The sequence below is a fragment of the Pseudomonas sp. UYIF39 genome, from assembly GCF_029963765.1.
In the GTDB taxonomy this organism is placed as follows: Bacteria; Pseudomonadota; Gammaproteobacteria; order Pseudomonadales; family Pseudomonadaceae; genus Aquipseudomonas.
The window spans coordinates 278,785-304,994 of sequence record NZ_JALBYU010000003.1 but is presented as its reverse complement, the minus strand read 5'-3'; the positions used below and the strand labels follow the sequence as shown (position 1 = coordinate 304,994).

Genomic DNA, 26,210 nt, shown 5'->3' with positions numbered 1-26,210 from the left:
TCATGGCAGAAGCAGTCGCTGATAATGTTCCGGCCAAGGCCACTCCAATAGACGGCAAGCCGCCGCTGTTCGGGTTGTCCTTCCTGGAAAACCTCTCCGAGATGACCATGTTGCGTCAGGTAGGCCTGTTGGTCGGCCTGGCTGCGAGCGTGGCGATTGGCTTTGCCGTGGTGTTGTGGTCCCAGCAGCCGGACTACCGGCCTCTGTACGGTAGTCTTGCCGGTATGGACGCCAAACAGGTCATGGATACTCTGGCCGCAGCCGACATTCCCTACACCGTTGAACCGAACTCCGGTGCCTTGCTGGTCAAGGCCGATGACCTGTCCCGTGCGCGAATCAAACTCGCGGGCGCTGGTGTCACTCCCAGCGACGGCAACATCGGTTTTGAAATTCTCGACAAGGACCAGGGCCTGGGCACCAGCCAGTTCATGGAAGCGACCCGTTATCGTCGTGGTCTCGAAGGCGAACTGGCCCGCACCATTTCCAGCCTGAACAACGTCAAGGGTGCTCGCGTGCACCTGGCGATTCCAAAAAGTTCGGTCTTCGTGCGCGATGAGCGCAAGCCGAGCGCTTCGATTCTGGTGGAACTGTACTCCGGCCGCTCGCTGGAGCCTGGCCAGGTGCTGGCGATCATCAACCTGGTGGCCACCAGTGTTCCCGAACTCAGCAAATCCCAGATCACTGTCGTCGACCAGAAGGGCAACCTGCTGTCGGATCAGGCGGAAAATTCCGAACTGACCATGGCCGGCAAGCAATTCGATTACAGCCGTCGCATGGAAAGCATGCTGACTCAGCGCGTGCACAACATTCTGCAACCGGTGCTGGGCAACGATCGCTATAAAGCCGAAGTCTCGGCCGATGTGGATTTCAGTGCTGTCGAGTCGACCTCCGAGCAATTCAACCCGGACCAGCCGGCGTTGCGCAGCGAGCAGTCGGTCAACGAACAACGTACCGCCAGCAATGGTCCGCAAGGTGTGCCGGGTGCCCTGAGCAACCAGCCGCCGTCGCCTGCCTCCGCACCGCAAACCACCGGTGGCGCTACCGCGTCGGCCGGCATGGTGCAGCCAGGCCAGCCACTGCTGGATGCCAACGGTCAGCAAATCATGGACCCGGCCACCGGCCAGCCTATGCTTGCACCGTACCCGGCGGACAAGCGTCAACAATCCACCAAGAACTTCGAACTCGACCGCTCCATCAGCCACACCAAACAACAGCAGGGCCGTTTGAATCGCCTGTCGGTGTCGGTGGTGGTGGATGACCAGGTCAAGATCAACGCGGCCAACGGCGAAACCACCCGTGCGCCGTGGACCGCCGATGAATTGGCGCGCTTCACTCGCCTGGTGCAGGATGCTGTAGGCTTCGACGCCAGCCGTGGCGACAGTGTCAGCGTGATCAACATGCCGTTCTCCGCCGAGCGCGGTGAAGTGATTGCCGATATTCCGTTCTACTCCCAGCCTTGGTTCTGGGACATCGTCAAGCAAGTGCTGGGTGTCCTGTTCATCCTGGTGCTGGTGTTCGGTGTGTTGCGTCCGGTGCTCAACAACATCACCGGTGGCGGCAAAGGCAAGCAGTTTGCAGGCTTGGGTAGCGACGTCGAGTTGGGTGGCATGGGCGGCCTGGACGGCGAACTGGCCAACGACCGCGTCAGTCTCGGCGGCCCGACCAGCATTCTGCTGCCGAGCCCGAGCGAAGGCTATGACGCACAGTTGAATGCAATCAAGAGTCTGGTGGCAGAAGATCCGGGTCGCGTGGCCCAGGTCGTGAAAGAGTGGATTAACGCAGATGAGTGATAACCGAGCCGTTGCCGCCAAACTGACCAAGGTCGACAAAGCCGCGATTCTGCTGCTGTCCCTGGGGTCTACCGACGCCGCCCAAGTGCTGCGCCACATGGGGCCCAAAGAGGTCCAGCGTGTGGGTGTGGCCATGGCCCAAATGGGTAACGTGCACCGCGAGCAGGTCGAGCAGGTGATGAGCGAGTTCGTCGACATCGTCGGCGACCAGACCAGCCTCGGCGTCGGCTCTGACGACTACGTGCGCAAAATGCTCACGCAGGCCCTGGGCGAAGACAAGGCCAACGGCTTGATCGACCGGATCCTGCTGGGCGGCAACACCAGTGGCCTCGACAGCCTGAAGTGGATGGAACCGCGCGCCGTCGCTGACGTGATCCGTTACGAGCACCCGCAGATCCAGGCGATCGTGGTGGCGTACCTCGATCCGGACCAGGCCGGCGAAGTGCTCGGCAACTTCGACCACAAGGTGCGTCTGGACATCATTCTGCGGGTCTCCTCGCTGAACACCGTGCAGCCGGCCGCCCTGAAAGAACTCAACCAGATTCTCGAGAAGCAGTTCTCCGGCAACTCGAATGCCTCGCGCACCACCCTGGGTGGCATCAAGCGTGCGGCGGATATCATGAACTTCCTCGACAGCTCGATCGAAGGTCAGCTGATGGACTCGATCCGCGAAGTCGACGAAGACCTGTCCGGTCAGATCGAAGACCTCATGTTCGTGTTCAACAACCTGTCCGATGTCGACGATCGCGGTATTCAGGCGCTGCTGCGCGAAGTGTCTTCCGACGTGCTGGTGCTGGCCCTCAAGGGGTCGGACGAAGGCGTCAAAGAGAAGATCTTCAAGAACATGTCCAAACGGGCGGCCGAACTGTTGCGCGACGACCTCGAGGCCAAAGGCCCGGTGCGCGTCAGCGACGTGGAAACGGCGCAGAAAGAAATCCTCACCATTGCCCGCCGTATGGCCGAAGCCGGAGAAATCGTTCTCGGCGGGAAGGGCGGCGAAGAGATGATCTAAGGTCACTATGTCGTCCAAACATGATGAGTCCAACACCGACCTGATCCGTGGCAAGGGCGTCGGTGGTTTCGATGTCTGGTCGCTGCCCAGTTTCGATCCGTTCGTGCCGGAACCCGAGCCGGAACCTGAGCCCGAGCCGCCGGAAATGGAAGAAGTGCCGCTGGATGAAGTCCAGCCACTGACCCTCGAAGAACTCGAAAGCATTCGCCAGGAGGCCTACAACGAAGGCTTCGCCACGGGCGAAAAAGAAGGTTTTCACAGCACCACGCTCAAGGTCCGTCAGGAATCTGAAGTGGCGCTGGCCGCCAAGGTTGGCGCTCTGGAGCAATTGATGGGGCATCTGTTCGAGCCCATCGCCGAGCAGGACACTTTGATCGAAAAGTCCCTGGTTGACCTCGTGCAGCACATAACCAAACAGGTGATTCAGCGCGAACTGGCCATTGACTCGACGCAGATCGAACACGTCATGCGCGAGGCCCTCAAGCTCTTGCCGCTGGGCGTGGGCAATGTGCGTCTGCACATCAATCCGCAAGATTTCGAACAGGTCAAAGCCCTGCGCGAGCGCCATGAAGAAACCTGGCGCATCGTCGAGGACGAGGCATTGTTGCCCGGCGGTTGCCGGGTAGAGACTGAACACAGCCGTATCGACGCCACGGTCGAAACCCGTGTTGGGCGGGTGATGGACAAGCTCTTCGATCAGTTGCACGAACAGGCCTTGCACCCGGCCGAACCGGATCTGAGCCTGGAACTGCCGATCAGCGACAAGCCAGCGGTCTCGCCGGTCGAACCTGAACTGGACGTTCCCGATGCGCCTTGATCGCACCAGCTTCGCCAAGCGCCTCGGCAGCTACGCCGAGGCCACGGAGCTGGAAGGCGCGCCGATCCTTGAAGGCCGCTTGCTGCGCATGGTCGGCCTGACCCTCGAAGCCGAGGGCTTGCGCGCCGCCATGGGCAGCCGCTGCATGGTGATCAACGACGACAGTTATCACCCGGTGCAGGTCGAAGCCGAAGTCATGGGCTTCTCCGGCAGCAAGGTGTTTCTGATGCCGGTCGGCAGCGTTGCCGGCATCGCTCCCGGTGCCCGTGTGGTTCCTCTGGCTGATACCGGCCGTCTGCCAATGGGCATGAGCATGCTCGGGCGGGTGCTCGATGGCGCCGGTCGTGCGCTGGACGGCAAGGGCGGGATGAAGGCCGAAGACTGGGTGCCGATGGACGGCCCGACCATCAACCCGCTCAAGCGCGAACCGATCAGGGAGCCGCTGGACGTGGGCATTCGCAGCATCAACGGTTTGTTGACGGTCGGTCGCGGTCAGCGTCTGGGCCTGTTCGCCGGTACTGGCGTGGGCAAGAGTGTGCTACTGGGCATGATGACCCGCTTCACTGAGGCCGACATCATCGTCGTCGGGCTGATCGGTGAGCGGGGTCGTGAAGTTAAAGAGTTCATCGAGCACATCCTCGGTGAAGAAGGGCTCAAGCGTTCGGTCGTGGTGGCGTCCCCGGCGGACGATGCGCCGCTAATGCGTCTGCGCGCTGCGATGTACTGCACGCGAATCGCCGAGTATTTCCGCGACAAGGGCAAGAACGTCCTGTTGCTTATGGACTCCCTGACCCGTTTCGCCCAGGCCCAGCGGGAAATCGCCCTGGCCATCGGCGAGCCGCCGGCGACCAAGGGTTATCCGCCATCGGTGTTCGCCAAACTGCCGAAACTGGTGGAGCGGGCCGGTAATGCCGAGAAGGGCGGCGGTTCGATCACCGCCTTCTACACCGTACTGTCCGAAGGCGATGACCAACAGGACCCGATAGCCGATGCTGCGCGAGGCGTGCTCGACGGGCACATCGTGCTGTCCCGGCGTCTGGTCGAGGAAGGTCATTACCCGGCCATCGATATCGAAGCGTCCATCAGCCGGGTCATGCCGTCGGTGGTTACGCCGGAACACATGATGCGCGCCCAGTATTTCAAGCAACTGTGGTCGCGGTATCAGCAGAGTCGCGACTTGATCAGCGTCGGCGCTTATGTCGCGGGTGGTGACCGGGAAACCGACCTGGCGATCTCCCTGCAACCGCAGCTGGTGAAATACCTGCGTCAGGGCCTGAACGACAGCATCAGCCTGGGCGAAAGCGAAGCCTATCTCGGCACGATTTTCGCTCCTGCGGCCGGCGGTTAACCGGCCATGGCCCAGAGCCGCGCCTCGCGCCTGGCCCCCGTGGTCGAAATGGCCGAAAAGGCCGAGAAAACCGCGGTCCTGCGTCTGGGGCACTTTCAGGGGCAAGTCCGTCTGGCCGAAAGCAAACTTGCCGACCTCGAAGCCTTTCGTCTCGACTATCAGGAGCAGTGGATCGTGCGCGGCAGCAGTGGCGTGTCGGGCCAATGGCTGCTGGGTTATCAAGGCTTCCTGGCGCAACTGGGTACCGCCATCGACCAGCAGCGACAAAGCCTCGTATGGCATCAAAACAACCTGAACAAGGCGCGGGAATCCTGGCAGCAGGCGTTTGCCCGGGTCGAAGGCTTGCGCAAACTGGTGTTGCGCTACATGGATGAGGCGCGGCGGCTGGAAGACCGGCGCGAGCAAAAGTTGCTGGATGAGTTGTCCCAGCGGTTGCCGCGTCAGGATCCCTATTGATCAGGCAGGGTTCAACCGATTTCCCGCCTTGCTCCTGCCCTCGCCAGGTGCTAAACCTTGTACACGTACGTTCACCAATGACAAGGAAGCCGTTAAATGCCAGTTGTTACTGAAGTCTCCCAAGATGGGCAAAAGCTGACGATATCGGTCAAGGGACGATTCGATTTCGCAAAGCATCAGGAATTTCGTGAGTCCTACGAAAATCTTCAGCCAAAACCCGAATCCTTCGAAGTAAATCTGAAAGACGCCACCTACCTCGACAGTTCAGCGCTCGGCATGCTGTTGCTATTGCGTGATCACGCTGGCGGCGAGAATGCCGAGATCACGTTGACCAACGCTAACGCAGATGTGCGCAAGATCCTCGCCATCTCCAACTTCGAACAAATCTTCGACGTGGCGTGACCGCCATGCAGTCCTTGTTCGAACCGCTGACGATCCTGATCGCCGAAGACAGCGCGGCCGATCGCATGCTGCTGTCGACCATCGTTCGTCGCCAGGGGCATGAGGTGCTGACGGCCGCCAACGGTGCCGAAGCCGTTGCAGCGTTTCGCCAGCAGAAACCGCAACTGGTGCTCATGGACGCGATGATGCCGGTGATGGACGGTTTTGAGGCGGCGCGGCAGATCAAGGTATTGGCAGGGGAAACCCTGGTGCCGATCATCTTCCTCACCTCGCTGACCGAAAGCGAAGCGCTGGTCCGCTGTCTGGAGGCCGGGGGCGACGACTTTCTGGCAAAGCCCTACAACCAGGTGATCCTCGCCGCCAAGATAAAGGCGATGGACCGCTTGCGGCGGTTGCAAGCCACGGTGGTGCAGCAGCGCGACCAGATCGCCAGGCACCACGACTACCTGCTCAACGAGCAGCGGGTGGCCAAGGCCGTGTTCGACAAGGTGGCCCACTCCGGCTGCTTGAGCGCACCGAATATTCGCTACCTGCAATCGCCTTATGCGTTGTTCAACGGCGATTTGCTGCTGGCCGCGTTTACCCCGGCCGGCGACATGCACGTGCTGCTCGGCGATTTTACCGGTCATGGTTTGCCGGCTGCGGTCGGAGCCATGCCCCTGGCCGAAGTTTTCTATGGCATGACCGCCAAGGGTTACGGCCTGTCCGAAACCCTGCGCGAGATGAATGCCAAGCTCAAGCGCATCCTGCCGGTGGACATGTTCTGTTGTGCAACGCTGCTGTGCCTGAGTTTTCAGCGACGTTCGGTGGAGGTCTGGAACGGCGGAATGCCGGACGGTTACCTGCACAGCATCGCCAGCGGTGAGCGAACGCCGCTGACGGCTCGGCATTTGCCGCTCGGCGTGCTGAGCCCGCAATCCTTTGTTGACCGCACCGAGGTGTTTCCGATGGCAGTCGGGGATCGGGTCTTCCTGTTGTCCGACGGGGTGATCGATACCTGCGATGCCAACGAACAGTTGTTTGGTGTGGAGCGATTGCAGCAGGTGTTTGCGGCCAATCGTCAGCCTGATGAGTTGTTCGAAGAGATCGAACAGGCGTTGCGGGACTTTCGCGGTGAGGCCCGTGATGACGTGAGCATGGTCGAGGTCAGTCTGCTGGAGGCCGCGCAACTGAGCCCGCCGGCGCTGGTGTATTCCGACAGTGGTCAGTCCTGCCCGCTGGACTGGTCAGTGAGTTTCGAATTTCGCGCCGCCACGCTCAAACGCTTCAACCCGCTGCCGTATCTTCTGCAATTGCTGCTTGAGGTCCACGGTCTGCGGGCTCAGAGCGGGGCGCTCTACAGTGTGTTGGCCGAACTGTATTCCAATGCCCTGGAGCATGGAGTGCTTGGGCTGGATTCGGCGCTCAAGCGCGATGCCTCGGGTTTTACCCACTATTATCAGCAACGCAATACACGCCTGGACGCGTTGCAGGACGGCTTCGTGCGGGTGCATTTGCAGGTGACACCCAAGGGCGAGGGCGGGTGCCTGACTGTCCGGGTTGAAGACAGTGGCAAGGGGTTCGATGTCGCGCGGGTGATGGAGCGGCCCATCGACGGTGTCCGTCTGTCGGGACGTGGCGTCAGTCTGATTCGTCAGCTGGGCCGCAATGCGAGTTGGTCCGACGATGGGCGAACTGCCCGTGTGGAGTTTTTCTGGGAGGCTCTGGCATAATCCACGCATTCTTGATCAAGGAGTGAGCAAGTGGCTGACACACACCTGGACCGCGACGTGCTGAACGCGTTGCAAGAGGTCATGGAGGATGAGTATCCGATGTTGCTGGATACCTTTCTCGCCGATTCCGAAGAGCGTTTACGCATCTTGCGAAAGGCTGAAGATGCCGCGCAACTCATGAATGCTGCCCATAGCTTCAAGGGCAGCAGCAGCAACATGGGCGCCATTCGCCTGGCTGAGTTGTGCCATGAGCTGGAGCAGCGCGCCAAGCAAAAAAGCCTCGCCGGCATTGAAAAACTGGTGGGCGAAATTGATGACGAATTTGCGTTTATCCGGCCGCTCTATGAGGCCGAGCGTCAGCGTTCCCTCTCTGCCAATGAGACCGTCCGGCGCTTTTAGCGCCTGTCACTCAAACCTGGCGCGACCTTTGCAATAATCTCCGTCAACTGTACCTATGATCCCAGTGCAGCGGAGACCGTTCCATGCCCGTTACCCCCAATATGCTTCTTCAGGCCGCCGCGCAGGCCAAGACTCAAGTCGCTTGCGCCAATACACCGGCGCTGGCCGCTGAGCCTGGGGACAAGGCATCCAGCTTCGCTCAGGTCTACGCCAATCAAGCCCGGAACAAACCCTCTGCGGTGGGTGATGGCTCGGCCAAGCCGATACGCGATAAAGCGCCGGACAGCTCCGATAAAAAGGACGTCAGCGACGACAAGTCTGCCGCCCCTGAACCTGCGGTTGCCGATAGCGGCAAATCCTTGCCCGCCGATAAACCGGCGCAGGCTGACGACAAGGCCGCCAGCGATGACGGGTCGGATACTGCGCAGACGCCGGTTGCCGATGCCGCGCCCGTTGACCCGACGCTGGATCCTGCGTTGATGCAGGCAGTACAACCTGCGGTGCCAGCGCCGGTACCGGCAGCTCCGCCCGTTGTAGTCACCCCACAATCGCAGGTCGAGGTGGCTGTGACGGCGGCAACGACTCCGGTTGTTGCAAGCACTGGCACCGATTTCGATCCCGAAGACGATCCCCTCGATGCATTGCCGGCCGTGCGTATGGCCATGGAGCAGGGCGGCCATATTTCGGCTGCGAGTCAGGCTCAGCCCAAAGCGGCACCGACCTCGGCCAAGGCCCAGGCTGACGGCGAGCCTACCTCGGCGCAGAACTTCGCCGCTGGCATGGCGAGCATGTTCGATGTGCAAGCCGACAAGGACAGCACCGACCAGGGCGGCGACAAGGCCTTCAGTGGCCTTATCGATGACGGCCTCAAGGACCTGAAGTCCGCGAGCAGCGATACTCGGGTCGACGATTTCGCCACCCGTCTGGCGGCACTGACCCAGGCGGCCACGCCGAAAACCGCCAATGCATTGCCGGTGAATCAACCGATCGCGATGCATCAGAGCGGCTGGACCGAAGAAGTAGTGAACCGGGTCATGTACCTGTCCAGTGCCAATCTCAAGGCGGCCGACATCCAGTTGCAACCGGCCGAACTGGGGCGCCTGGACATTCGGGTGAACATGGTTCCGGATCAGCAGACCCAAGTGACGTTCATGAGCGCCCATCCTAGTGTTCGCGAAGCGCTGGACGGGCAGATGCATCGCTTGCGTGACATGTTTGCCCAGCAGGGCATGGGCCAGGTCGACGTCAATGTGTCCGACCAGTCCCGTGGCTGGCAGGGCCAGGAACAGGCTCAACAGGGTCAAAGCCAGAGTGGACGCACCAATGCCAGCGGTGGTCGCGTCGATTCGATGGACGAAGAGCTTCCGGTCGGCATTGCCGAAGTAGCGGCCAGCACGACCAGCGTGATTGGCTCCAGCGCAGTCGACTACTACGCCTGATCAAACGCCAACCCCCCCCTGTGGGAGCGAGCTTGCTCGCGATGAGGCTATAACATTCAACATCGTCGTTGACTGTTACATCGCCATCGCGAGCAAGCTCGCTCCCACAAGGGATTTGCAGTGTTCTTCAAATTGCTGTCAGTCCCACCCATCCCCTTCAGACACTTCTGGCATAACACTTGCTCTTGCCTTGCCGTGCGACTGTGAAAACCCGAATAGTGACGGATTATTGGCATGGCGAAGAGCGAAGCAGCAGTAAAAGACCCCGCAACCAAAGGCAAACTCAAGCTGATCATCGCGGTCGTGGTGGCCCTGCTGCTGGCGATCGGTTTGTCCGTGGGAGCGACCTGGTTCTTCATGCACAGCGCCCAGAGCAAGCCTGCCGCCGCGGCTGAAACCGCCCCGGTCGGCAAGCAGCCAGCGATTTTCGAGCCCATGGCTCCAGCCTTCGTGGCCAATTACAACCAGAACGGTCGTCAGCGCTACATGCAGGTGAGCATCACCATGCAGGGTCGCAATCAGGCCGATCTGGAAGCGCTCAAAGTCCACATGCCCGTCATCCGCAATAACCTGGTCATGCTTTTCTCCGGGCAGGACTTCGCCACCCTGGCGTCGCCGGTCGGCCAGGAAATGTTGCGTCAGAAAGCCACGGCCAGCGTCCAGGAAGTGGCGCAGAAAGAACTCGGCAAAGTGGTCATCGAACAGTTGCTTTTCACTAATTTCGTACTGCAGTAGGAACACGACATGGCCGTGCAGGACCTGCTGTCCCAGGATGAGATCGATGCGCTGTTGCATGGCGTCGACGATGGTCTGGTACAGACCGATACCGCTGCTGAACCCGGCAGTGTCAAAAGCTACGACCTGACCAGCCAGGATCGCATCGTCCGTGGACGCATGCCGACCCTGGAAATGATCAACGAGCGTTTTGCCCGTTACACCCGCATTAGCATGTTCAACATGCTGCGCCGCTCGGCGGACGTTGCCGTCGGTGGCGTGCAGGTGATGAAGTTCGGCGAATACGTACACTCGCTGTACGTGCCGACCAGTCTCAACCTGGTCAAGATCAAACCGTTGCGCGGCACCGCACTGTTCATCCTCGACGCCAAACTGGTGTTCAAACTGGTGGACAACTTCTTCGGCGGCGACGGTCGTCACGCGAAGATCGAGGGGCGTGAATTCACTCCCACTGAACTGCGTGTAGTGCGCATGGTGCTGGAACAGGCCTTCGTCGATTTGAAAGAAGCCTGGCAGGCGATCATGGAAGTGAACTTCGAGTACATCAACTCGGAAGTGAACCCGGCCATGGCCAACATCGTCGGCCCGAGCGAGGCGATTGTGGTGTCGACTTTCCACATCGAACTCGATGGCGGTGGCGGCGACCTGCACGTGACCATGCCGTACTCGATGATTGAGCCGGTGCGCGAAATGCTCGATGCCGGCTTCCAGTCGGACCTAGACGATCAGGACGAACGCTGGGTCAACGCCTTGCGTCAGGATGTGCTGGACGTTGACGTGCCGATCGGTGCCACGGTTGCCCGTCGCCAGTTGCGCCTGCGGGACATCCTGCACATGCAGCCGGGGGACATTATTCCGGTCGAGATGCCGGATGAGATGATCATGCGCGCCAACGGCGTGCCTGCGTTCAAGGTCAAGATGGGGTCGCACAAAGGCAACCTCGCGTTGCAAGTGATCGAGCCGATCGAGCGCCGCTGACCGGCACTCCAAACCCCCTGTGCTTTTAACTGACGGCTCCTGATTGAATGGATGCCCGCCGAGGACAAATTGATGGCTAACGATATGAACACCCAGGACGACCAGGCGCTGGCCGATGAATGGGCTGCTGCCCTGGAAGAAACCGGTGATGCCGGCCAGGACGACATCGACGCCTTGCTGGCCGCCGATGCCGCCAGTTCGCCGTCCAACCGTCTGCCGATGGAAGAGTTCGGCAGCGTGCCGAAAAACAACGAACCGGTCACCCTCGACGGTCCGAACCTGGACGTGATTCTCGATATCCCGGTGTCGATTTCCATGGAAGTCGGCAGCACCGACATCAACATCCGCAACCTGCTGCAACTCAACCAGGGGTCGGTGATCGAGCTCGATCGTCTGGCCGGTGAACCGCTGGACGTGCTGGTCAACGGTACGCTCATCGCTCACGGTGAAGTAGTGGTGGTCAACGAGAAGTTCGGCATCCGCCTGACTGACGTGATCAGCCCAAGCGAACGCATCAAGAAGCTGCGCTGAGTGAAAAAGGTTCTGGGTTCTTTGCTGGGGTTAGCGCTGGCCTTGCCGTTCAGCGTTCTGGCTGCCGAGCCGGTAGCGACCGCTACTGCGGCCGCTGCACCCGCGGTCAGCAGTGGTGTGGCCGGGCAATTGACGCAGTTGGTGTTCGGATTGCTACTGGTGCTGGGGTTGATCTTCTTCCTCGCCTGGTTGCTGCGTCGGGTCCAACAGGCCGGACCAGCCGGCAAAGCGCAGGTGATCGAGCTGATTGGCTCCCGCGCACTGGGCCCTCGCGACCGATTGATGCTGGTGCAGGTCGGCAACGAGCAGATTCTGCTTGGCTTGAGCCCCGGCACCATCACCGCGTTGCACGTGCTCAAGGAACCGGTGCAAGTGCCCAGCGGTACTGAAAAAGCGACCCCCGAGTTTGCCCAGCGCCTGATGGAGCTAATGGGCAAGGATCATAAGGATAAGAAGTAATGGGCGCGCTACGCATCATTTTGACGCTGGCCCTGATGCTGGCCGCGCCGTTGGCGTTCGCCGCTGATCCGTTGTCGATCCCGGCGATTACCCTGGGTACCAATGCCAACGGCGCTCAGGAATACTCGGTCAGCCTGCAAATCCTGCTGATCATGACGGCGCTGAGTTTTATCCCGGCGTTCGTCATGTTGATGACCAGTTTTACCCGGATCATCATCGTCTTCTCGATCCTGCGTCAGGCCCTGGGCCTGCAACAAACGCCGTCGAACCAGATCCTCACGGGCATGGCGCTGTTCCTGACCCTGTTCATCATGGCGCCGGTATTCGACCGGGTTAATCAGGATGCCTTGCAGCCGTATCTGGCGGAGAAACTCACCGCTCAAGACGCCGTGGCCAAGGCGCAGGTGCCGATCAAGGATTTCATGCTCGCCCAGACTCGCAGCAGCGATCTGGAGTTGTTCATGCGCTTGTCCAAACGCACTGATATCGCGTCGCCGGATCAAGCGCCGCTGACGATTCTGGTCCCGGCGTTCGTCACGTCTGAGCTGAAAACCGCGTTCCAGATTGGTTTCATGATCTTCATTCCGTTCCTGATCATCGACCTGGTCGTGGCCAGTGTGCTGATGGCCATGGGTATGATGATGCTCTCGCCGCTGATCATTTCCCTGCCATTCAAGATCATGCTGTTCGTGCTGGTGGATGGCTGGGCGTTGATCATCGGTACGCTGGCGAGCAGCTTCGGCGGTGTATCGCCATGACGCCAGAAGTTGCGGTAGACATCTTCCGGGAAGCACTGTGGTTGACCACCATGATGGTTGCCGTGCTGGTGATTCCGAGTTTGCTCGTGGGTCTGTTGGTGGCGATGTTCCAGGCCGCGACCCAGATCAACGAACAGACACTGAGCTTCCTGCCGCGCCTGCTGGTGATGCTGGTGACGTTGATCGTCGCCGGTCCGTGGCTGGTGCAGACCTTTATGGAATACATTCTGCAGTTGTACGGCAGTATTCCTCAGGTCATCGGCTAAACCATGTCGCTGCTCCAGCTGACCGATACCCAGATCAGTACCTGGGTGGCGGCGTTCATGCTGCCGTTGTTTCGCGTCGGTTCAATGCTGATGGTCATGCCGGTTTTCGGTACCACCCTGGTGCCCAGGCGGGTTCGTCTATTTTTCGCAGTGGCCATTACCGTGGTCATCGCTCCCGGCCTGCCTCCCATGCCGCCGGTCAATGCGCTGGATCTGAGCGGGTTGCTGCTGATTGCCGAGCAAATCATCATCGGTGCGGTGCTGGGATTCTCCTTGCAGCTGTTCTTCCAGGCCTTCGTGGTTGCCGGGCAGATCGTCTCCATTCAGATGGGCATGGGCTTCGCTTCCATGGTTGATCCTACCAACGGCGTGTCGGTGGCGGTGATCGGGCAGTTTTTCACCATGCTGGTGACGCTGCTGTTCCTGTCGATGAATGGCCATCTGGTGGTGTTCGAAATTCTCACGGAAAGCTTCACTACGCTGCCGGTCGGTAGCGGGTTCATGGTCAATCATTTCTGGGAGCTGGCCGGCAAGCTCGGCTGGGTCCTCGGTGCGGCATTGATGCTGGTTCTGCCGGCGATCACCGCGTTGCTGGTGGTCAACATCGCGTTCGGCGTGATGACCCGGGCGGCACCGCAACTCAACATCTTTTCCATCGGCTTCCCGCTGACGCTGGTGCTCGGGCTGTTCATCGTTTGGGTTGGGCTGGCGGACATTATTAATCAGTATCAACCGCTGGCCACCGAGGCCTTGCAGTTGTTACGCGAACTGGCACGGGCGCGCTGAGTCATGGCTGAGAGCGAAAGCGGTCAGGACAAAACAGAAGACCCCACGGAGAAGCGCAAGAAGGACTCTCGCGAGAAAGGCGAGATCGCGCGTTCAAAAGAGCTCAACACACTGGCGATCATGTTGGCTGGTTCCGGTGCGCTGCTGATTTTCGGCGGGGCGCTGGCGCAAGACTTGATGGAATTGATGCGGCAGAATTTCTCCTTGTCCCGTGAAGTCATTCTCGATCAGCGCTCCATGAGCATTTACCTATTGAATTCAGGGCTGACAGCCTTGCTGGCGATTCAGCCGATCATGATCACCCTGGTGCTGGCCGCGTTGATCGGGCCGATCTCCCTGGGTGGATGGCTATTCGCAGCGGGTTCCCTGGCACCGAAATTCAGTCGGATGAACCCTGCCGCGGGCCTCAAGCGAATGTTTTCGTTCAAGGCAGTCGTGGAGTTGCTTAAGGCGTTTGCGAAGTTTTTGATCATCCTGACCGTGGCCCTGCTGGTGTTATCGTCGGACATCGATGACCTGATACGCATCGCCCACGAGCCGTTGGAGCTGGCCGTCATTCACTGCCTGCAGGTAGTGGGCTGGAGTGCGTTATGGATGTCCTGTGGGCTGATCATCATCGCTGCGGTGGACGTGCCGGTGCAGCTTTGGGAGAGCCACAAAAAACTGCTGATGACCAAGCAGGAAGTGCGCGACGAGCACAAGGACCAGGAAGGGCGCCCGGAGGTCAAGCAACGGATCCGACAGCTGCAGCGCGACATGTCCCAGCGCCGGATGATGGCGGCGATCCCCGACGCCGATGTGGTCATCACCAACCCGACTCACTACGCCGTAGCGCTCAAGTACGATCCGGACAAGGGCGGGGCGCCAATGCTGATCGCCAAGGGCAGCGACTTCCTGGCCTTGAAGATCCGTGAAATCGCTGTGGCCAACGAAGTGCTGCTGCTTGAGTCGCCGGCACTGGCGCGTTCGATCTACTACTCCACCGAACTTGATCAGGAAATCCCTGGCGGGCTCTACCTTGCCGTCGCCCAGGTGCTCGCTTACGTCTACCAGATCCGCCAGCACCGCGCCGGCAAGGGCAAACGCCCGGATCCGCTCAAGGACGATTTGCCGATTCCGCCGGATTTGCGGCGCGATTCCTGAGGGATGCGGCGGCAGTACTTACCTCCTCGTGGTTGCCAGGGTCTGTTTTAGACCCAGAACTGAAAGTAATCGAGGTAGGACCAATCTCTCGACACGATCTGAATCGTGGTGATTTTTCTTCCTGTTGGTGCCGAATAGTCGATCCATTTATGACCATTGCTGGCGTCGGCGGGTAGGTTCCTTTGACCAACATTTCCGGCAGTATCGGAAAAATAGATTTCGGCTGCCCTAAGTTGATAGGTGTAGGCAAATCTCACCCGTGAATAGGGCGATTTGAGGTTTAGGGTTATCTGCTGTTGTCCTGTCGGGGATTCGTTGCCGGAGTTTGTGACAATGGCTGGGCCTGCCAGCATGCCTGCTATGGGGCCCCCATACGTTTGAATGCCCGATGTATTTGGACCCGACGTGAGCGTAATGGTCATGCTTGCGATATGGAGGCTCTGACCCGCGACAATACTGCTATGTGGCTGACCATCAAAATTCTCGAACAGTATTGGCTCTGGAATTGCTTCACCCACTCGAACCCTCAACACCTTCGAAAACATAAACCGCTGCCCACTTCCAGATTTGTAAACGCTGTAATTGATCCGGGTGTCGATGCCTCGATTTTCTGCAATCCAGTTCGAAGGGAGTGTGAAGGTCGGCGTAACGCCAGTCTGCACTTCGCGCTCGTCGCTCTCCCATGTGGTTTTGCCTGTTGCGCGTATGCGAACGGTGTAGCCGCGCACCATGCCCACATACCTGACGCTCAGGGTTATCTGATCTGTCGACAGGGTCGGTGCCAGCAAATCGAACTCGTAGGGGTCGATATGCAACAGGAGAGTTCTGGATGGAATCGGAGCGGTGCCGGGTGCGGTACGCACGGTGTAGTAGACCTTGACTGTATGGCCGATGGCATCGATTACTTCAATGCGTGGGATCGGAATATCAATCGCCCCGGGCGTACCGACGGTCACCACCTCTGAATGATAGATGTGCCGAGGATTCTCCCAAGTCATGCGAACCGTCTGTCCACGGGCCATGCCGGTGTAATGAGGGACTTGAGCTGTAATGTGATTGGCGTGGTAAACGCTGTCGAATTTGAGTTGATCCCCTGCGGAACCATAGGCTTCGAGAATTTTTGGATTCGCTGGGTCTGTAACGGCAGTGATCGAGTTCATGAGATTTTTCCTGTAAGTATATTGCTCCATCGAGCTGCTCTATCTGGCCTCCAAGGCACTATTCATGGCTACTGTCAGATCTGACAGTTGCGACGAACGGTTTTGTGCCCATCTCGTGCCGCCTGTCGGAACACCTGCTCCACCTGTTATTTCTGACAGTAGACAATCGCTTCCTCGAGCGGTGTCATGACGTATGGGAATCCTCCCAAATCAATGTCCTGCAGTGGCGGCCCTGATCATTTGATTAAGAGCGTCAGGATTGGTGTTTGCGTCAGTACTCTGAGGGGATAGTGTGATGACAAGGCGTATTTATAGAAAACTGCAAGGCATGGAACTGAAGTTTGTCTCCGGGGTGTTGGAAGACAATCCAAAAGAATCAGCGATCGGTTACATCGTTACTTTTAGAATGAGCCTGGATTTCACGCACTTTGTGCAAATGGCCAACCAGTACATTCCGGGATATCTGGAGCAGCCGATCAACGCCGTCCGGCCTGAGCTCGACGGACTGGCCTATCACTATGCCTACAACTACTTCTTCGACGCTGCGGGCAAGATCGGCCACAACAAGGCATTGTTCGATGTTTTTACTCCTGCCTTTTATTACATGGACCAATGGTCCTCGGGTGCGCTCGAAAAGCGTTATGGAAAACCCGTGTTCGATATTGTCGATGGGCAATTGCAGGTCACCGCGCGGACGGACTTTCGCTGGGAGGATAAGCGTCAAATTCAAATAAGTGATCTGCCAGTCATTAGCTTTCAATGGGCGCTCCACCTTTACGAGGGGGAACCGGATACTCGCGAAATAACGGCACCTGTATCAAAAGTGGTAGTCGGGTATGCACAGGAAGATCTTGTAGAGGTGGAAGGTCATCCGATGCTTCGAGGGGCGCTCTACATGGTCGGGAAGAAGCTTGAGTTTGGGGAGATCCGCGAAGACCGGATCCTGACAGCGGGTTAATCCCTATTTTTGGTCCGCTGCACGTGTAGCAGCTGCCGAGTCCGCGAGGCTGCGTTCGGCTGTGCAGCAGTCGTAAACCTTTGCGAGAATTTCGGTCGAGCGCGACCCCGGCTCGGACGCAGCCTCGCAGGCTTGGCAGCTGCTACAAAGGCTCAATCAAACTCTCTGTTTCGCGCCCCGGCAAAAGTTGGAAGGCTTCTTGCAGTAGCCGCTCTGCGTCTGCTTCAGGCGTCAAAAGTTTGCTTTAAAGGAACGGGGAAAACCGGTGGATCGCTCTCAGTTATTCAACAGTGCTCGCACAAACGTTGCCGACTTAAGTCGAGGCAATCTGGGTGTGCCGTTGTTGCTGCTGGTCATGCTGGCGATGATGATGTTGCCGGTGCCGCCGTTCCTGCTGGACGTGTTCTTCACGTTCAACATTGCCTTGTCCATCGTCGTGCTGCTGGTCTGCGTCTACGCCTTGCGGCCGCTGGATTTCGCGGTGTTCCCGACCATTCTGTTGGTGGCGACGTTGCTGCGACTGGCACTGAACGTGGCCTCCACGCGCGTGGTGATGCTCCACGGTCAGGACGGTCATGCCGCCGCCGGTAAGGTGATCCAGGCCTTTGGTGAGGTGGTGATCGGCGGTAACTACGTGGTCGGTATCGTGGTTTTCGCGATTTTGATGATCATCAACTTCGTTGTGGTGACCAAGGGTGCCGGGCGGATTTCCGAGGTGAGCGCGCGTTTCACCCTCGATGCGATGCCCGGTAAACAAATGGCCATCGACGCCGACTTGAACGCCGGCCTGATCGACCAGAACCAGGCCAAACTGCGCCGGATGGAAGTGGCACAGGAAGCCGAGTTCTACGGTTCCATGGACGGTGCCAGCAAGTTCGTGCGCGGTGACGCCATCGCCGGCCTGTTGATTCTGTTTATCAACCTGATTGGTGGCGTGGCGGTCGGTATCTTCCAGCACGGCATGAGCTTCGGCGACGCCGGCAAGGTTTACGCGCTGTTGACCATCGGTGACGGTTTGGTGGCGCAATTGCCATCACTGCTTTTATCTACAGCTGCAGCGATCATGGTGACCCGTGCTTCCGGTTCGGAAGACATGGGCAAACAGATCGGTCGTCAGATGTTCGCCTCGCCCAAAGCGTTGGCCGTGGCGGCGGGTTTGATGGCGGTGATGGGCCTCGTGCCGGGCATGCCGCACTTTTCCTTTCTCAGCATGGCAGCCCTTGCGGCTGGTGGTGCGTACCTGTTCTGGAAGAAGCAGAACGTGGTCAAGGTTCAGGCACTGCAAGAGGTCAAGCGTCAACAGGAACTGCTGCCATCGCCGGCTCGCGCTCAGGAAACCAAAGAGCTTGGCTGGGACGACGTCACTCCGATCGACATGATTGGCCTGGAAGTCGGCTACCGGCTGATTCCGCTGGTGGATCGAAATCAGGGCGGTCAGTTGCTCGCGCGGATCAAGGGCGTACGTAAGAAGCTCTCCCAAGACCTGGGCTTCCTGATGCCGACTGTGCACATTCGTGACAACCTCGACCTGGCGCCAAGTGCCTATCGCCTGACCCTGATGGGGGTGATCCTGGCCGAAGCGGAGATTTACCCGGACCGCGAACTGGCGATCAACCCGGGCCAGGTCTACGGCACGCTCAACGGCATTACCGCCAAAGATCCGGCTTTCGGTCTGGAGGCGGTCTGGATCGAAATCAGCCAGCGTGCCCAGGCGCAATCCCTCGGTTACACCGTGGTCGATGCCAGTACGGTAGTGGCAACCCACTTGAACCAGATTTTGTACAAGCACTCGAGCGAGTTGATCGGTCACGAAGAAGTGCAGCAACTCATGCAATTGTTGGCCAAAAGCTCGCCAAAACTGGCCGAAGAGCTGGTGCCTGGCGTGGTGTCTTTGTCGCAGCTGCTCAAAGTATTGCAGGCGTTGCTGGCCGAACAGGTGCCAGTACGGGACATCCGCAGCATTGCCGAAGCCATCGCCAACAATGCCAGCAAGAGTCAAGATACTGCCGCGCTGGTGGCCGCGGTGCGCGTCGGCGTATCTCGCGCAATCGTCCAAAGCATTGTAGGCACTGACTCCGAGCTACCAGTGATCACCCTGGAGCCAAGGTTGGAACAAATATTGCTCAATAGTCTTCAAAAGGCAGGACAGGGCTCGGAAGAGGGCATTCTGCTGGAGCCAAGCATGGCTGAGAAACTGCAACGCTCGTTGATCGATGCGGCGCAGCGTCAGGAAATGCAAGGTCAACCGGTGATTCTGCTGGTAGCCGGTCCGGTTCGCGCGATGCTGTCGCGATTCGGCCGATTGGCAGTCCCGGGTTTGCATGTGTTGGCTTACCAGGAAATTCCTGACAACAAGCAAGTGACCATCGTTGCGACAGTAGGGCCCAACGGCTGAGGTAGTGGTTTATGCAAGTTAAGCGTTTTTTCGCCGCCGATATGCGTCAGGCCATGAAACTGGTTCGTGATGAGCTGGGCGCTGATGCCGCCATCATTGGCAACCGCCGGATCGCCGGTGGTGTCGAGCTGACGGCTGCCCTGGATTACAAGTTGTCGGCGCTGGCCCCGCGCGTTCCGAACATGGAACTCGAAGACGAGCTGCGCAAGACCCAATCGCGGATCGTCACCGCCCAGGCCGAACTGAGCCTGCGCAGCGATGGCGAGAGCGATAAGTCCACCAATCGCCAGTTGTTCGCCGGCCTGCCGCTGACCGCCGCCGAGCCGCTGATCGAACCGACCTACACCGAACCCCGTCGTCCCGCACCGGCTGCGGCACCTGTCTCCGGTGGTGTCGATCCACGGGCGTTCGACTCGATGCGTTTTGAACTCAACAGCCTGCGCGAACTGATGGAAGTGCAACTCGGCTCCCTGGCCTGGAATCAGCTGCAAGGCAGCCGTCCGGCCCAGGCCAATCTTTGGCGTCGCCTGCAACGCATTGGTCTGTCCGGCCCGTTGTCGCGCGATTTGCTGGCGCTCATTACCGATATTGAAGAACCTCGTCAGGCCTGGCGCATGTTGCTGGCACACCTGGCGCGGATGATCGCCACACCGGAAGTCGAGCCTCTGGAAGAGGGCGGCGTGATTGCCATGGTCGGCCCTGCCGGCATGGGCAAGACCACCACCCTGGCCAAACTCGCGGCCCGCTACGTGCTCAAGTACGGCGCGCAGAATATCGCGCTGGTCAGCATGGACAGCTACCGTATTGGTGCTCAGGAACAACTCAAGACGTTGGGCCGGATCCTCAATGTGTCGGTGACGCATGTCGATCCGGGCCAATCGCTGGTGCAGGCGATGGAGCCTTTGCTGCGCAAACGCGTGGTGCTGATCGATACCGCGGGCCTTCAGGCCAGCGATCCGGCACTGCGCATGCAGCTCGAAAGCCTGGCCGGTCGTGGCATCAAATCGAAAAATTATCTGGTTTTGGCAACCACCAGCCAGAAACAGGTTCTAACGGCCGCTTATCACAGTTACAAGCGTTGCGGGCTCGCTGGCTGCATCCTGACTAAACTGGATGAAACGGCAAGTCTGGGCGAGGTGTTGAGCCTGGCCATCAGTCATGAATTGCCGGTGGCTTACCTCACCGATGGCCCGCGGATCCCGGATGATTTGCATCTACCGCGTCGTCATCAGTTGGTCAGTCGCGCCGTCAGCGTGCAAATGCAAGAAGAACCCAGCGAAGAAGCCATGGCTGACATGTTCGCTGATATTTACCACAGCCCGACCAAGCAGGTCGGCTGAGGTATTAATGAACAGTTTTTGTACCTACATCGATGGTCTGCCATGCATTGTTCAGTTAGTGAACGCGCAGCCAGTAATGTGGCCTCCGTCTAAGTAAGACAAGGTAAAGAAAATTCATGGGCAGCATGCATCCCGTACAGGTGATCGCGGTGACCGGCGGCAAAGGTGGCGTCGGGAAGACTAACGTGTCAGTGAACTTGTCCCTGGCTCTAGCTGAGCTCGGCCGGCGCGTCATGCTGCTGGACGCCGATCTGGGGCTGGCGAACGTCGACGTCCTGCTGGGACTGACACCCAAACGTACTTTGGCCGACGTGATCGAAGGCCGCTGCGAGCTGCGCGACGTACTGTTGCAGGGCCCTGGCGGCATTCGCATCGTCCCGGCCGCGTCCGGCACACAGAGCATGGTTCATTTGAGCCCGGCCCAACACGCCGGACTGATCCAGGCGTTCAGCGATATCGGCGACAACCTCGACGTGCTGGTGATCGACACCGCTGCGGGCATTGGTGACTCGGTCGTCAGTTTCGTTCGCGCAGCGCAAGAAGTCTTGCTGGTGGTCTGCGACGAACCGACCTCGATCACCGATGCCTACGCACTGATCAAACTGCTGAACCGCGATTACGGCATGAACCGCTTCCGCGTCCTGGCCAACATGGCCCAGAGCCCGCAGGAAGGGCGCAACCTGTTCGCCAAGTTGACCAAGGTCACGGATCGCTTCCTTGACGTCGCCTTACAATACGTCGGCGCAGTGCCTTACGACGAATGCGTGCGCAAGGCCGTGCAGAAGCAGCGCGCCGTCTACGAAGCCTTCCCGCGTTCCAAGTGCTCACTGGCGTTCAAGGCCATTGCACAGAAGGTCGATACCTGGCCACTGCCTGCCAACCCGCGTGGGCACCTGGAGTTTTTTGTCGAGCGCCTCGTGCAACAAACCGCAGGACCCGTGCTATGACAGCCAGTGGCTACAACTTCTACAAGAAGTCGGCACGTGATGCGCAGTACGAGCTGATCGAGCGTTATGCGCCACTGGTTAAACGCATTGCCTACCACTTGTTGGCGCGTCTGCCGGCCAGTGTCCAGGTCGAAGACCTGATCCAGGCCGGGATGATCGGCCTGCTTGAAGTGTCGACCAAATACGATGCCAGCAAAGGCGCGAGTTTCGAAACGTACGCGGGCATTCGAATCCGCGGCGCGATGCTCGATGAAGTACGCAAGGGGGACTGGGCGCCACGTTCGGTCCACCGCAATACCCGGATGGTCAGCGACGCAATTCGCTCGATTGAAGCTAAAACCGGCCGTGACGCTAAAGATCACGAGGTTGCGGCCGAACTCCAATTGAGTCTCGACGATTATTACGGGATTTTGAACGACACCCTGGGCAGCCGGTTATTCAGTTTCGACGATCTGTTGCAGGACGGCGAACACGAAGGGCTGCACGAGGATGGCGCCAGTGCTCATCTGGAGCCGTCACGCGATCTGGAAGATGAACGCTTCCAGTCGGCGCTGGCGGACGCGATTGCCAATTTGCCGGAGCGTGAGCGACTGGTGTTGGCGCTGTACTACGACGAAGAATTGAATCTCAAGGAAATCGGTGAGGTCCTGGGGGTCAGCGAATCTCGGGTCAGCCAGTTACACAGCCAGTGCGCGGCCCGTTTGCGGGGGCGTTTGGGGGAGTGGCGAGCGCGCTGAAGGCAGTGTGGGGGACACTGCGAACGCGGCTGGTGGGTTGTTGAACCTTACCGGTCCCGATCTGTTGTGCTCCAGACAGTCATTGAGTGCTTTGCCGGATTGATTGAAATGGCGCGTCCAGGTGCTGGGCGCGTTTAAGACTGCTTGGAGGTCGAATTGGACAAGAACATGAAAATCCTCATCGTTGATGACTTCTCAACGATGCGGCGGATCATAAAAAACCTGTTGCGTGACCTTGGGTTCACCAACACGGTCGAGGCCGACGATGGCACTACCGCCATTCCGGTTCTCAACAGCGGCAGCATCGACTTTCTGGTAACAGACTGGAACATGCCTGGCATGACCGGTATCGACCTGCTGCGCCACGTGCGTGCCGATGAAAAGCTCAAGCACCTGCCGGTGCTGATGGTGACCGCTGAAGCCAAGCGCGAGCAGATCATCGAGGCAGCCCAGGCCGGTGTTAACGGCTATGTGGTCAAGCCCTTCACGGCCCAGGCGTTAAAAGAAAAAATCGAGAAGATTTTCGAACGCATCGGTTGATGTGCGAAGCCACTGCGCCACGGGGGAGCTATGGAGCATAACGAGTCTTCACAGGGCGATTTTGAATCGACTCTGAAAAAACACGCGGTCGAACTGGTCGAAAGCCTTGAAAAGGGCAGGTTCGGCGACGCTGTGCAACTGATCCATGAGCTCAATCAGACCCGTGACCGTGGCCTGTATCAGGAAGTGGGCAAGCTCACTCGCGAGCTGCATAGCGCGATCGTCAATTTCCAGATTGACCCGCACATGCCGCAAGCCGAGGAAGTCTCGCAGATCACGGATGCCACCGAGCGTCTGGGTTATGTGGTCAAGCTGACCGAGGCTGCTGCCAACCGCACCATGGACCTGGTGGAAAACGCCACGCCGCTGGTCAACGGTCTGAGCAACGAAGCCCAGGCCTTGAGCGCCGACTGGGGACGGTTCATGCGTCGCGAAGTCGGGGCTGAAGAGTTTCGCGAACTGGCCCGGCGAGTCGACGGTTTCCTGACACGCAGCAGCGAAGACAATCGCGTTGTGTCGAGCAACCTCAACGACATTCTGCTCGCTCAGGATTACCAGGACCTCACCGGTCAAGTGATCAAGCGTGTGACCCAGTTGGTCACCGAAGTTGAAAGCAACCTGCTCAAGCTCGTGCTCATGGCCAGTCAGGTAGACCGCTTTGCGGGTATCGAACATGACCGTGAAGCGATGCTTGCAGAAAAAGATCCGCAAAAACATCTCTCTCAGGGTGAAGGTCCGCAGATTCATGCCGATAAAAGAGAAGACGTTGTGTCCGGTCAGGACGATGTGGACGATTTGCTATCCAGTCTTGGATTTTAGGTTTTTAGGTTTTTAGACCTTTAGGAGCACCCCCTTAATGAGCTTCGGCGCCGATGAAGAGATCCTTCAGGATTTCCTGGTTGAGGCCGGCGAGATTCTAGAGCAACTGTCCGAACAGCTGGTCGAGCTTGAAAGCCGACCAGACGATGCGGACTTGCTCAATGCAATTTTTCGCGGTTTTCACACTGTAAAAGGAGGCGCCGGCTTCCTCCAGCTCAACGAGCTGGTGGAGTGCTGTCACATCGCCGAGAACGTGTTCGACATCCTGCGCAAGGGTGAACGTCGCGTCGACTCGGAACTGATGGACGTGGTTCTTGAAGCGCTGGACGCGGTGAACGGCATGTTCACCGAAGTCCGCGAGCGCAGCCCGATCACGGCTGCCACGCCAGAATTGCTGGCAGCGCTGGCGCGTCTGGCCGAGCCGAAAACCGCCGATGAAACGGCACCGGTCGCCGACTTGGTGGAAGAACCTGCCGCCGAGAGCGAATCGGGTGACATCACCGATAACGAATTCGAACAACTGCTGGACTCGCTGAACGCCGTCAAGGCTCAGGCAGAAGCCCCGGCAGCTGTGCCCGCGCCGAGCAGCAATGCGGCGGCCAGCGACGAAATCACCGATGCCGAGTTCGAGTCGCTGCTCGATCAACTGCACGGTAAAGGCCAGTTCGCTGTCGATGCGGTAGTCCCGGCGCCAGCCGCACCGGCTGCCCCGAAAGCGGCAGGCGACAGCTCCGATATCACCGACGACGAGTTCGAAGCTCTGCTCGATCAGTTGCACGGCAAGGGCAACTTTGCCGTCGATGCGCTGGAATCGGCCATTGCTGCGGTCCCGGCCCCGGCTGCGCCAACCGCTAAAGCGGCTGGCGGCGATCTGATCTCCGATCACGAGTTCGAATCACTGCTCGACGAATTGCACGGCAAAGGCAAGTTCACTGAAGTCGGTACTGGCGCCGTGGTTTCGGCTCCTGTCGCCAAGGCACCTGCCGCTGCACCGAAACCCGTAGCCAAAGCGCCCGAGCCTAAAGCCGAAGCGCCGAAGCCTGCCGCTGCTGCCCCGGCTCCAGCGCGTGCCCCGTCCGCGCCGCCACCGGAAAAACCGGCCAGCGAAGCCGAGACTACCGTGCGGGTCGATACCGCGCGTCTCGACGAAATCATGAACATGGTCGGCGAGTTGGTACTGGTGCGTAACCGCTTGGTCCGTCTGGGCCTCAACAGCGGCGACGAAGCCATGTCCAAGGCCGTGTCGAACCTCGACGTGGTCACGGCCGACCTGCAAACCGCGGTCATGAAGACCCGGATGCAACCGATCAAGAAGGTCTTCGGACGTTTCCCTCGTCTGGTTCGCGACCTGGCTCGCCAGCTCAAGAAAGAGATCAACCTGGAACTGGTCGGCGAAGAAACCGACCTCGACAAGAACCTCGTCGAGGCCCTGGCCGATCCGCTGGTCCACTTGGTGCGCAACTCGGTCGACCACGGTATTGAAGAACCGGCCGAGCGTGAAGCGATGGGCAAGCCTCGCAGCGGCAAGGTGATCCTGTCCGCTGAACAGGAAGGCGACCACATCCTGCTGTCGATCTCCGATGACGGCAAGGGCATGGACGCCGATGTTTTGCGCGGTATTGCCGTGAAGAAAGGCTTGATGGACAAGGATGCAGCGGATCGCCTCAGCGAATCCGATTGCTTCAACCTGATCTTCGCGCCGGGTTTCTCGACCAAGACCGAAATTTCCGATGTCTCCGGACGCGGCGTGGGCATGGACGTGGTGAAAACCAAAATCGCCCAGCTCAACGGCACCATCAATATCTATTCGACCAAGGGCAAGGGCTCGAAGATCGTCATCAAGGTCCCGTTGACCCTGGCGATCATGCCGACGCTGATGGTCATGCTGGGCAACCAGGCGTTTGCGTTCCCGCTGGTGAACGTCAACGAGATCTTCCACCTCGACCTGTCGCGCACCAACGTGGTGGACGGCCAGGAAGTGGTGATCGTGCGGGACAAGGCGCTGCCATTGTTCTACCTCAAACGCTGGCTGGTCAGCTCCGCCGCTCACGAAGAGCAGCGCGAAGGCCATGTGGTGATCCTTTCGGTGGGCACTCAGCGGATCGGCTTCGTCGTCGATCAACTGGTGGGCCAGGAAGAAGTGGTCATCAAGCCATTGGGCAAAATGCTCCAGGGAACCCCGGGCATGTCCGGCGCCACCATCACCGGTGACGGCCGCATTGCGCTGATTCTCGATGTTCCGAGCATGCTCAAGCGTTACGCCGCCCGGCGTATTTGATTCTG

General features: G+C 59.2%; 26 protein-coding genes. 25 read left to right on the top strand and 1 reads right to left on the bottom strand.

The features are described from left to right. Positions 1 to 2: 2 nt before the first annotated feature. From fliF to flhB, 17 genes are all read left to right on the top strand, one after another. Positions 3 to 1,790 carry a flagellar basal-body MS-ring/collar protein FliF gene (gene fliF, locus MO767_RS06290; protein ID WP_046054277.1) on the top strand — a complete coding sequence of 596 codons (1,788 nt, stop codon included), beginning with the start codon at positions 3 to 5 and terminating at the stop codon, positions 1,788 to 1,790. After that, a complete protein-coding gene (fliG, locus tag MO767_RS06285; RefSeq protein ID WP_007894195.1) occupies positions 1,783 to 2,802 on the top strand; it encodes a flagellar motor switch protein FliG in 1,020 nt (339 codons plus the stop codon). The genes fliF and fliG overlap by 8 nt, the downstream gene beginning before the upstream one ends. Positions 2,803 to 2,809: 7 nt before the next feature. Then, a complete protein-coding gene (gene fliH, locus MO767_RS06280; protein ID WP_282479823.1) occupies positions 2,810 to 3,619 on the top strand; it encodes a flagellar assembly protein FliH in 810 nt (269 codons plus the stop codon). Continuing rightward, positions 3,609 to 4,967, top strand: a complete 1,359-nt coding sequence (fliI, locus tag MO767_RS06275; RefSeq protein ID WP_282479822.1) for a flagellar protein export ATPase FliI — start codon at positions 3,609 to 3,611, stop codon at positions 4,965 to 4,967. Before fliH ends, fliI begins: the two co-directional genes overlap by 11 nt. A 6-nt stretch (positions 4,968 to 4,973) precedes the next feature. Beyond that, positions 4,974 to 5,423: a flagellar export protein FliJ gene (gene fliJ, locus MO767_RS06270; protein WP_033055981.1), complete on the top strand. Its 450-nt coding sequence runs from the start codon at positions 4,974 to 4,976 to the stop codon at positions 5,421 to 5,423. 96 nt (positions 5,424 to 5,519) lie between these two features. Continuing rightward, a complete protein-coding gene (locus MO767_RS06265; RefSeq protein WP_282479821.1) occupies positions 5,520 to 5,825 on the top strand; it encodes an STAS domain-containing protein in 306 nt (101 codons plus the stop codon). Positions 5,826 to 5,830: 5 nt separating this feature from the next. After that, the gene (locus MO767_RS06260; RefSeq protein ID WP_282479820.1) at positions 5,831 to 7,537 is read left to right on the top strand and encodes a fused response regulator/phosphatase; all 1,707 of its coding nucleotides are present in this window, start codon (positions 5,831 to 5,833) and stop codon (positions 7,535 to 7,537) included. A gap of 30 nt (positions 7,538 to 7,567) precedes the next feature. Continuing rightward, positions 7,568 to 7,936 carry an Hpt domain-containing protein gene (locus MO767_RS06255; protein ID WP_282479819.1) on the top strand — a complete coding sequence of 123 codons (369 nt, stop codon included), beginning with the start codon at positions 7,568 to 7,570 and terminating at the stop codon, positions 7,934 to 7,936. 83 nt (positions 7,937 to 8,019) lie between these two features. Further along, a complete protein-coding gene (locus MO767_RS06250) occupies positions 8,020 to 9,375 on the top strand; it encodes a flagellar hook-length control protein FliK (RefSeq protein WP_282479818.1) in 1,356 nt (451 codons plus the stop codon). 234 nt (positions 9,376 to 9,609) lie between these two features. Next, positions 9,610 to 10,110 carry a flagellar basal body-associated protein FliL gene (gene fliL / locus MO767_RS06245; protein ID WP_282479817.1) on the top strand — a complete coding sequence of 167 codons (501 nt, stop codon included), beginning with the start codon at positions 9,610 to 9,612 and terminating at the stop codon, positions 10,108 to 10,110. 9 nt (positions 10,111 to 10,119) lie between these two features. Further along, entirely contained in the window at positions 10,120 to 11,088 is a 969-nt protein-coding gene (fliM, locus tag MO767_RS06240) for a flagellar motor switch protein FliM (protein WP_008151077.1), read from the top strand. A 72-nt stretch (positions 11,089 to 11,160) separates the two neighbouring features. Then, a complete protein-coding gene (fliN, locus tag MO767_RS06235) occupies positions 11,161 to 11,619 on the top strand; it encodes a flagellar motor switch protein FliN (protein WP_129442187.1) in 459 nt (152 codons plus the stop codon). Next, entirely contained in the window at positions 11,620 to 12,078 is a 459-nt protein-coding gene (fliO, locus tag MO767_RS06230) for a flagellar biosynthetic protein FliO (RefSeq protein WP_282479816.1), read from the top strand. Further along, a complete protein-coding gene (gene fliP, locus MO767_RS06225; protein WP_282479815.1) occupies positions 12,078 to 12,836 on the top strand; it encodes a flagellar type III secretion system pore protein FliP in 759 nt (252 codons plus the stop codon). The genes fliO and fliP overlap by 1 nt, the downstream gene beginning before the upstream one ends. Then, positions 12,833 to 13,102 carry a flagellar biosynthesis protein FliQ gene (gene fliQ / locus MO767_RS06220; protein ID WP_007948918.1) on the top strand — a complete coding sequence of 90 codons (270 nt, stop codon included), beginning with the start codon at positions 12,833 to 12,835 and terminating at the stop codon, positions 13,100 to 13,102. Before fliP ends, fliQ begins: the two co-directional genes overlap by 4 nt. A gap of 3 nt (positions 13,103 to 13,105) precedes the next feature. Beyond that, complete coding sequence (gene fliR, locus MO767_RS06215; protein WP_282479814.1) at positions 13,106 to 13,888, top strand: flagellar biosynthetic protein FliR; 783 nt, start codon at positions 13,106 to 13,108, stop codon at positions 13,886 to 13,888. Positions 13,889 to 13,891: 3 nt separating this feature from the next. Next, positions 13,892 to 15,031: a flagellar biosynthesis protein FlhB gene (gene flhB / locus MO767_RS06210; RefSeq protein ID WP_282479813.1), complete on the top strand. Its 1,140-nt coding sequence runs from the start codon at positions 13,892 to 13,894 to the stop codon at positions 15,029 to 15,031. Positions 15,032 to 15,078: 47 nt separating this feature from the next. On the opposite strand, the gene MO767_RS06205 is transcribed toward flhB, so the two are convergent. After that, complete coding sequence (locus MO767_RS06205; RefSeq protein WP_282479812.1) at positions 15,079 to 16,191, bottom strand: hypothetical protein; 1,113 nt, start codon at positions 16,189 to 16,191, stop codon at positions 15,079 to 15,081. 295 nt (positions 16,192 to 16,486) lie between these two features. On the opposite strand from MO767_RS06205, the gene MO767_RS06200 reads away from it, so the two are divergent. The 8 genes from MO767_RS06200 (at position 16,487) to MO767_RS06165 (ending at position 26,205) form a co-directional block, all read left to right on the top strand. Continuing rightward, complete coding sequence (locus tag MO767_RS06200; RefSeq protein ID WP_282479811.1) at positions 16,487 to 17,149, top strand: hypothetical protein; 663 nt, start codon at positions 16,487 to 16,489, stop codon at positions 17,147 to 17,149. A gap of 265 nt (positions 17,150 to 17,414) precedes the next feature. Continuing rightward, positions 17,415 to 19,544 carry a flagellar biosynthesis protein FlhA gene (gene flhA / locus MO767_RS06195; RefSeq protein WP_282479810.1) on the top strand — a complete coding sequence of 710 codons (2,130 nt, stop codon included), beginning with the start codon at positions 17,415 to 17,417 and terminating at the stop codon, positions 19,542 to 19,544. An 11-nt stretch (positions 19,545 to 19,555) separates the two neighbouring features. Continuing rightward, complete coding sequence (flhF, locus tag MO767_RS06190; RefSeq protein ID WP_282479809.1) at positions 19,556 to 20,884, top strand: flagellar biosynthesis protein FlhF; 1,329 nt, start codon at positions 19,556 to 19,558, stop codon at positions 20,882 to 20,884. A gap of 116 nt (positions 20,885 to 21,000) precedes the next feature. Beyond that, on the top strand, positions 21,001 to 21,831 hold the full coding sequence (gene fleN, locus MO767_RS06185) for a flagellar synthesis regulator FleN (protein WP_020299275.1): 831 nt from the start codon (positions 21,001 to 21,003) through the stop codon (positions 21,829 to 21,831). Further along, a complete protein-coding gene (fliA, locus tag MO767_RS06180) occupies positions 21,828 to 22,568 on the top strand; it encodes an RNA polymerase sigma factor FliA (protein WP_282479808.1) in 741 nt (246 codons plus the stop codon). Before fleN ends, fliA begins: the two co-directional genes overlap by 4 nt. 168 nt (positions 22,569 to 22,736) lie before the next feature. After that, a complete protein-coding gene (locus tag MO767_RS06175) occupies positions 22,737 to 23,108 on the top strand; it encodes a chemotaxis response regulator CheY (protein WP_003183998.1) in 372 nt (123 codons plus the stop codon). A gap of 30 nt (positions 23,109 to 23,138) precedes the next feature. Next, positions 23,139 to 23,927, top strand: a complete 789-nt coding sequence (locus tag MO767_RS06170; protein WP_282479807.1) for a protein phosphatase CheZ — start codon at positions 23,139 to 23,141, stop codon at positions 23,925 to 23,927. A 37-nt stretch (positions 23,928 to 23,964) separates the two neighbouring features. Continuing rightward, positions 23,965 to 26,205 carry a chemotaxis protein CheA gene (locus tag MO767_RS06165; protein ID WP_282479806.1) on the top strand — a complete coding sequence of 747 codons (2,241 nt, stop codon included), beginning with the start codon at positions 23,965 to 23,967 and terminating at the stop codon, positions 26,203 to 26,205. Positions 26,206 to 26,210 lie beyond the last annotated feature (5 nt).

Bases quoted from the DNA above. Each gene is read 5' to 3' on its own strand.
- fliN (WP_129442187.1), top strand. From the start codon at position 11,161: ATGGCTAACGATATGAACACCCAGGACGACCAGGCGCTGGCCGATGAA.
- MO767_RS06170 (WP_282479807.1), top strand. From the start codon at position 23,139: ATGGAGCATAACGAGTCTTCACAGGGCGATTTTGAATCGACTCTGAAA.
- MO767_RS06165 (WP_282479806.1), top strand. From the start codon at position 23,965: ATGAGCTTCGGCGCCGATGAAGAGATCCTTCAGGATTTCCTGGTTGAG.
- MO767_RS06265 (WP_282479821.1), top strand. From the start codon at position 5,520: ATGCCAGTTGTTACTGAAGTCTCCCAAGATGGGCAAAAGCTGACGATA.
- fliP (WP_282479815.1), top strand. From the start codon at position 12,078: ATGGGCGCGCTACGCATCATTTTGACGCTGGCCCTGATGCTGGCCGCG.
- fliJ (WP_033055981.1), top strand. From the start codon at position 4,974: ATGGCCCAGAGCCGCGCCTCGCGCCTGGCCCCCGTGGTCGAAATGGCC.
- fliH (WP_282479823.1), top strand. From the start codon at position 2,810: ATGTCGTCCAAACATGATGAGTCCAACACCGACCTGATCCGTGGCAAG.
- fliI (WP_282479822.1), top strand. From the start codon at position 3,609: ATGCGCCTTGATCGCACCAGCTTCGCCAAGCGCCTCGGCAGCTACGCC.
- fliF (WP_046054277.1), top strand. From the start codon at position 3: ATGGCAGAAGCAGTCGCTGATAATGTTCCGGCCAAGGCCACTCCAATA.
- fleN (WP_020299275.1), top strand. From the start codon at position 21,001: ATGGGCAGCATGCATCCCGTACAGGTGATCGCGGTGACCGGCGGCAAA.
- fliL (WP_282479817.1), top strand. From the start codon at position 9,610: ATGGCGAAGAGCGAAGCAGCAGTAAAAGACCCCGCAACCAAAGGCAAA.
- fliQ (WP_007948918.1), top strand. From the start codon at position 12,833: ATGACGCCAGAAGTTGCGGTAGACATCTTCCGGGAAGCACTGTGGTTG.
- fliM (WP_008151077.1), top strand. From the start codon at position 10,120: ATGGCCGTGCAGGACCTGCTGTCCCAGGATGAGATCGATGCGCTGTTG.
- fliR (WP_282479814.1), top strand. From the start codon at position 13,106: ATGTCGCTGCTCCAGCTGACCGATACCCAGATCAGTACCTGGGTGGCG.
- MO767_RS06260 (WP_282479820.1), top strand. From the start codon at position 5,831: ATGCAGTCCTTGTTCGAACCGCTGACGATCCTGATCGCCGAAGACAGC.
- fliG (WP_007894195.1), top strand. From the start codon at position 1,783: ATGAGTGATAACCGAGCCGTTGCCGCCAAACTGACCAAGGTCGACAAA.
- MO767_RS06200 (WP_282479811.1), top strand. From the start codon at position 16,487: ATGACAAGGCGTATTTATAGAAAACTGCAAGGCATGGAACTGAAGTTT.
- MO767_RS06205 (WP_282479812.1), bottom strand. From the start codon at position 16,191: ATGAACTCGATCACTGCCGTTACAGACCCAGCGAATCCAAAAATTCTC.
- fliA (WP_282479808.1), top strand. From the start codon at position 21,828: ATGACAGCCAGTGGCTACAACTTCTACAAGAAGTCGGCACGTGATGCG.
- MO767_RS06250 (WP_282479818.1), top strand. From the start codon at position 8,020: ATGCCCGTTACCCCCAATATGCTTCTTCAGGCCGCCGCGCAGGCCAAG.
- flhB (WP_282479813.1), top strand. From the start codon at position 13,892: ATGGCTGAGAGCGAAAGCGGTCAGGACAAAACAGAAGACCCCACGGAG.
- flhF (WP_282479809.1), top strand. From the start codon at position 19,556: ATGCAAGTTAAGCGTTTTTTCGCCGCCGATATGCGTCAGGCCATGAAA.
- MO767_RS06175 (WP_003183998.1), top strand. From the start codon at position 22,737: ATGAAAATCCTCATCGTTGATGACTTCTCAACGATGCGGCGGATCATA.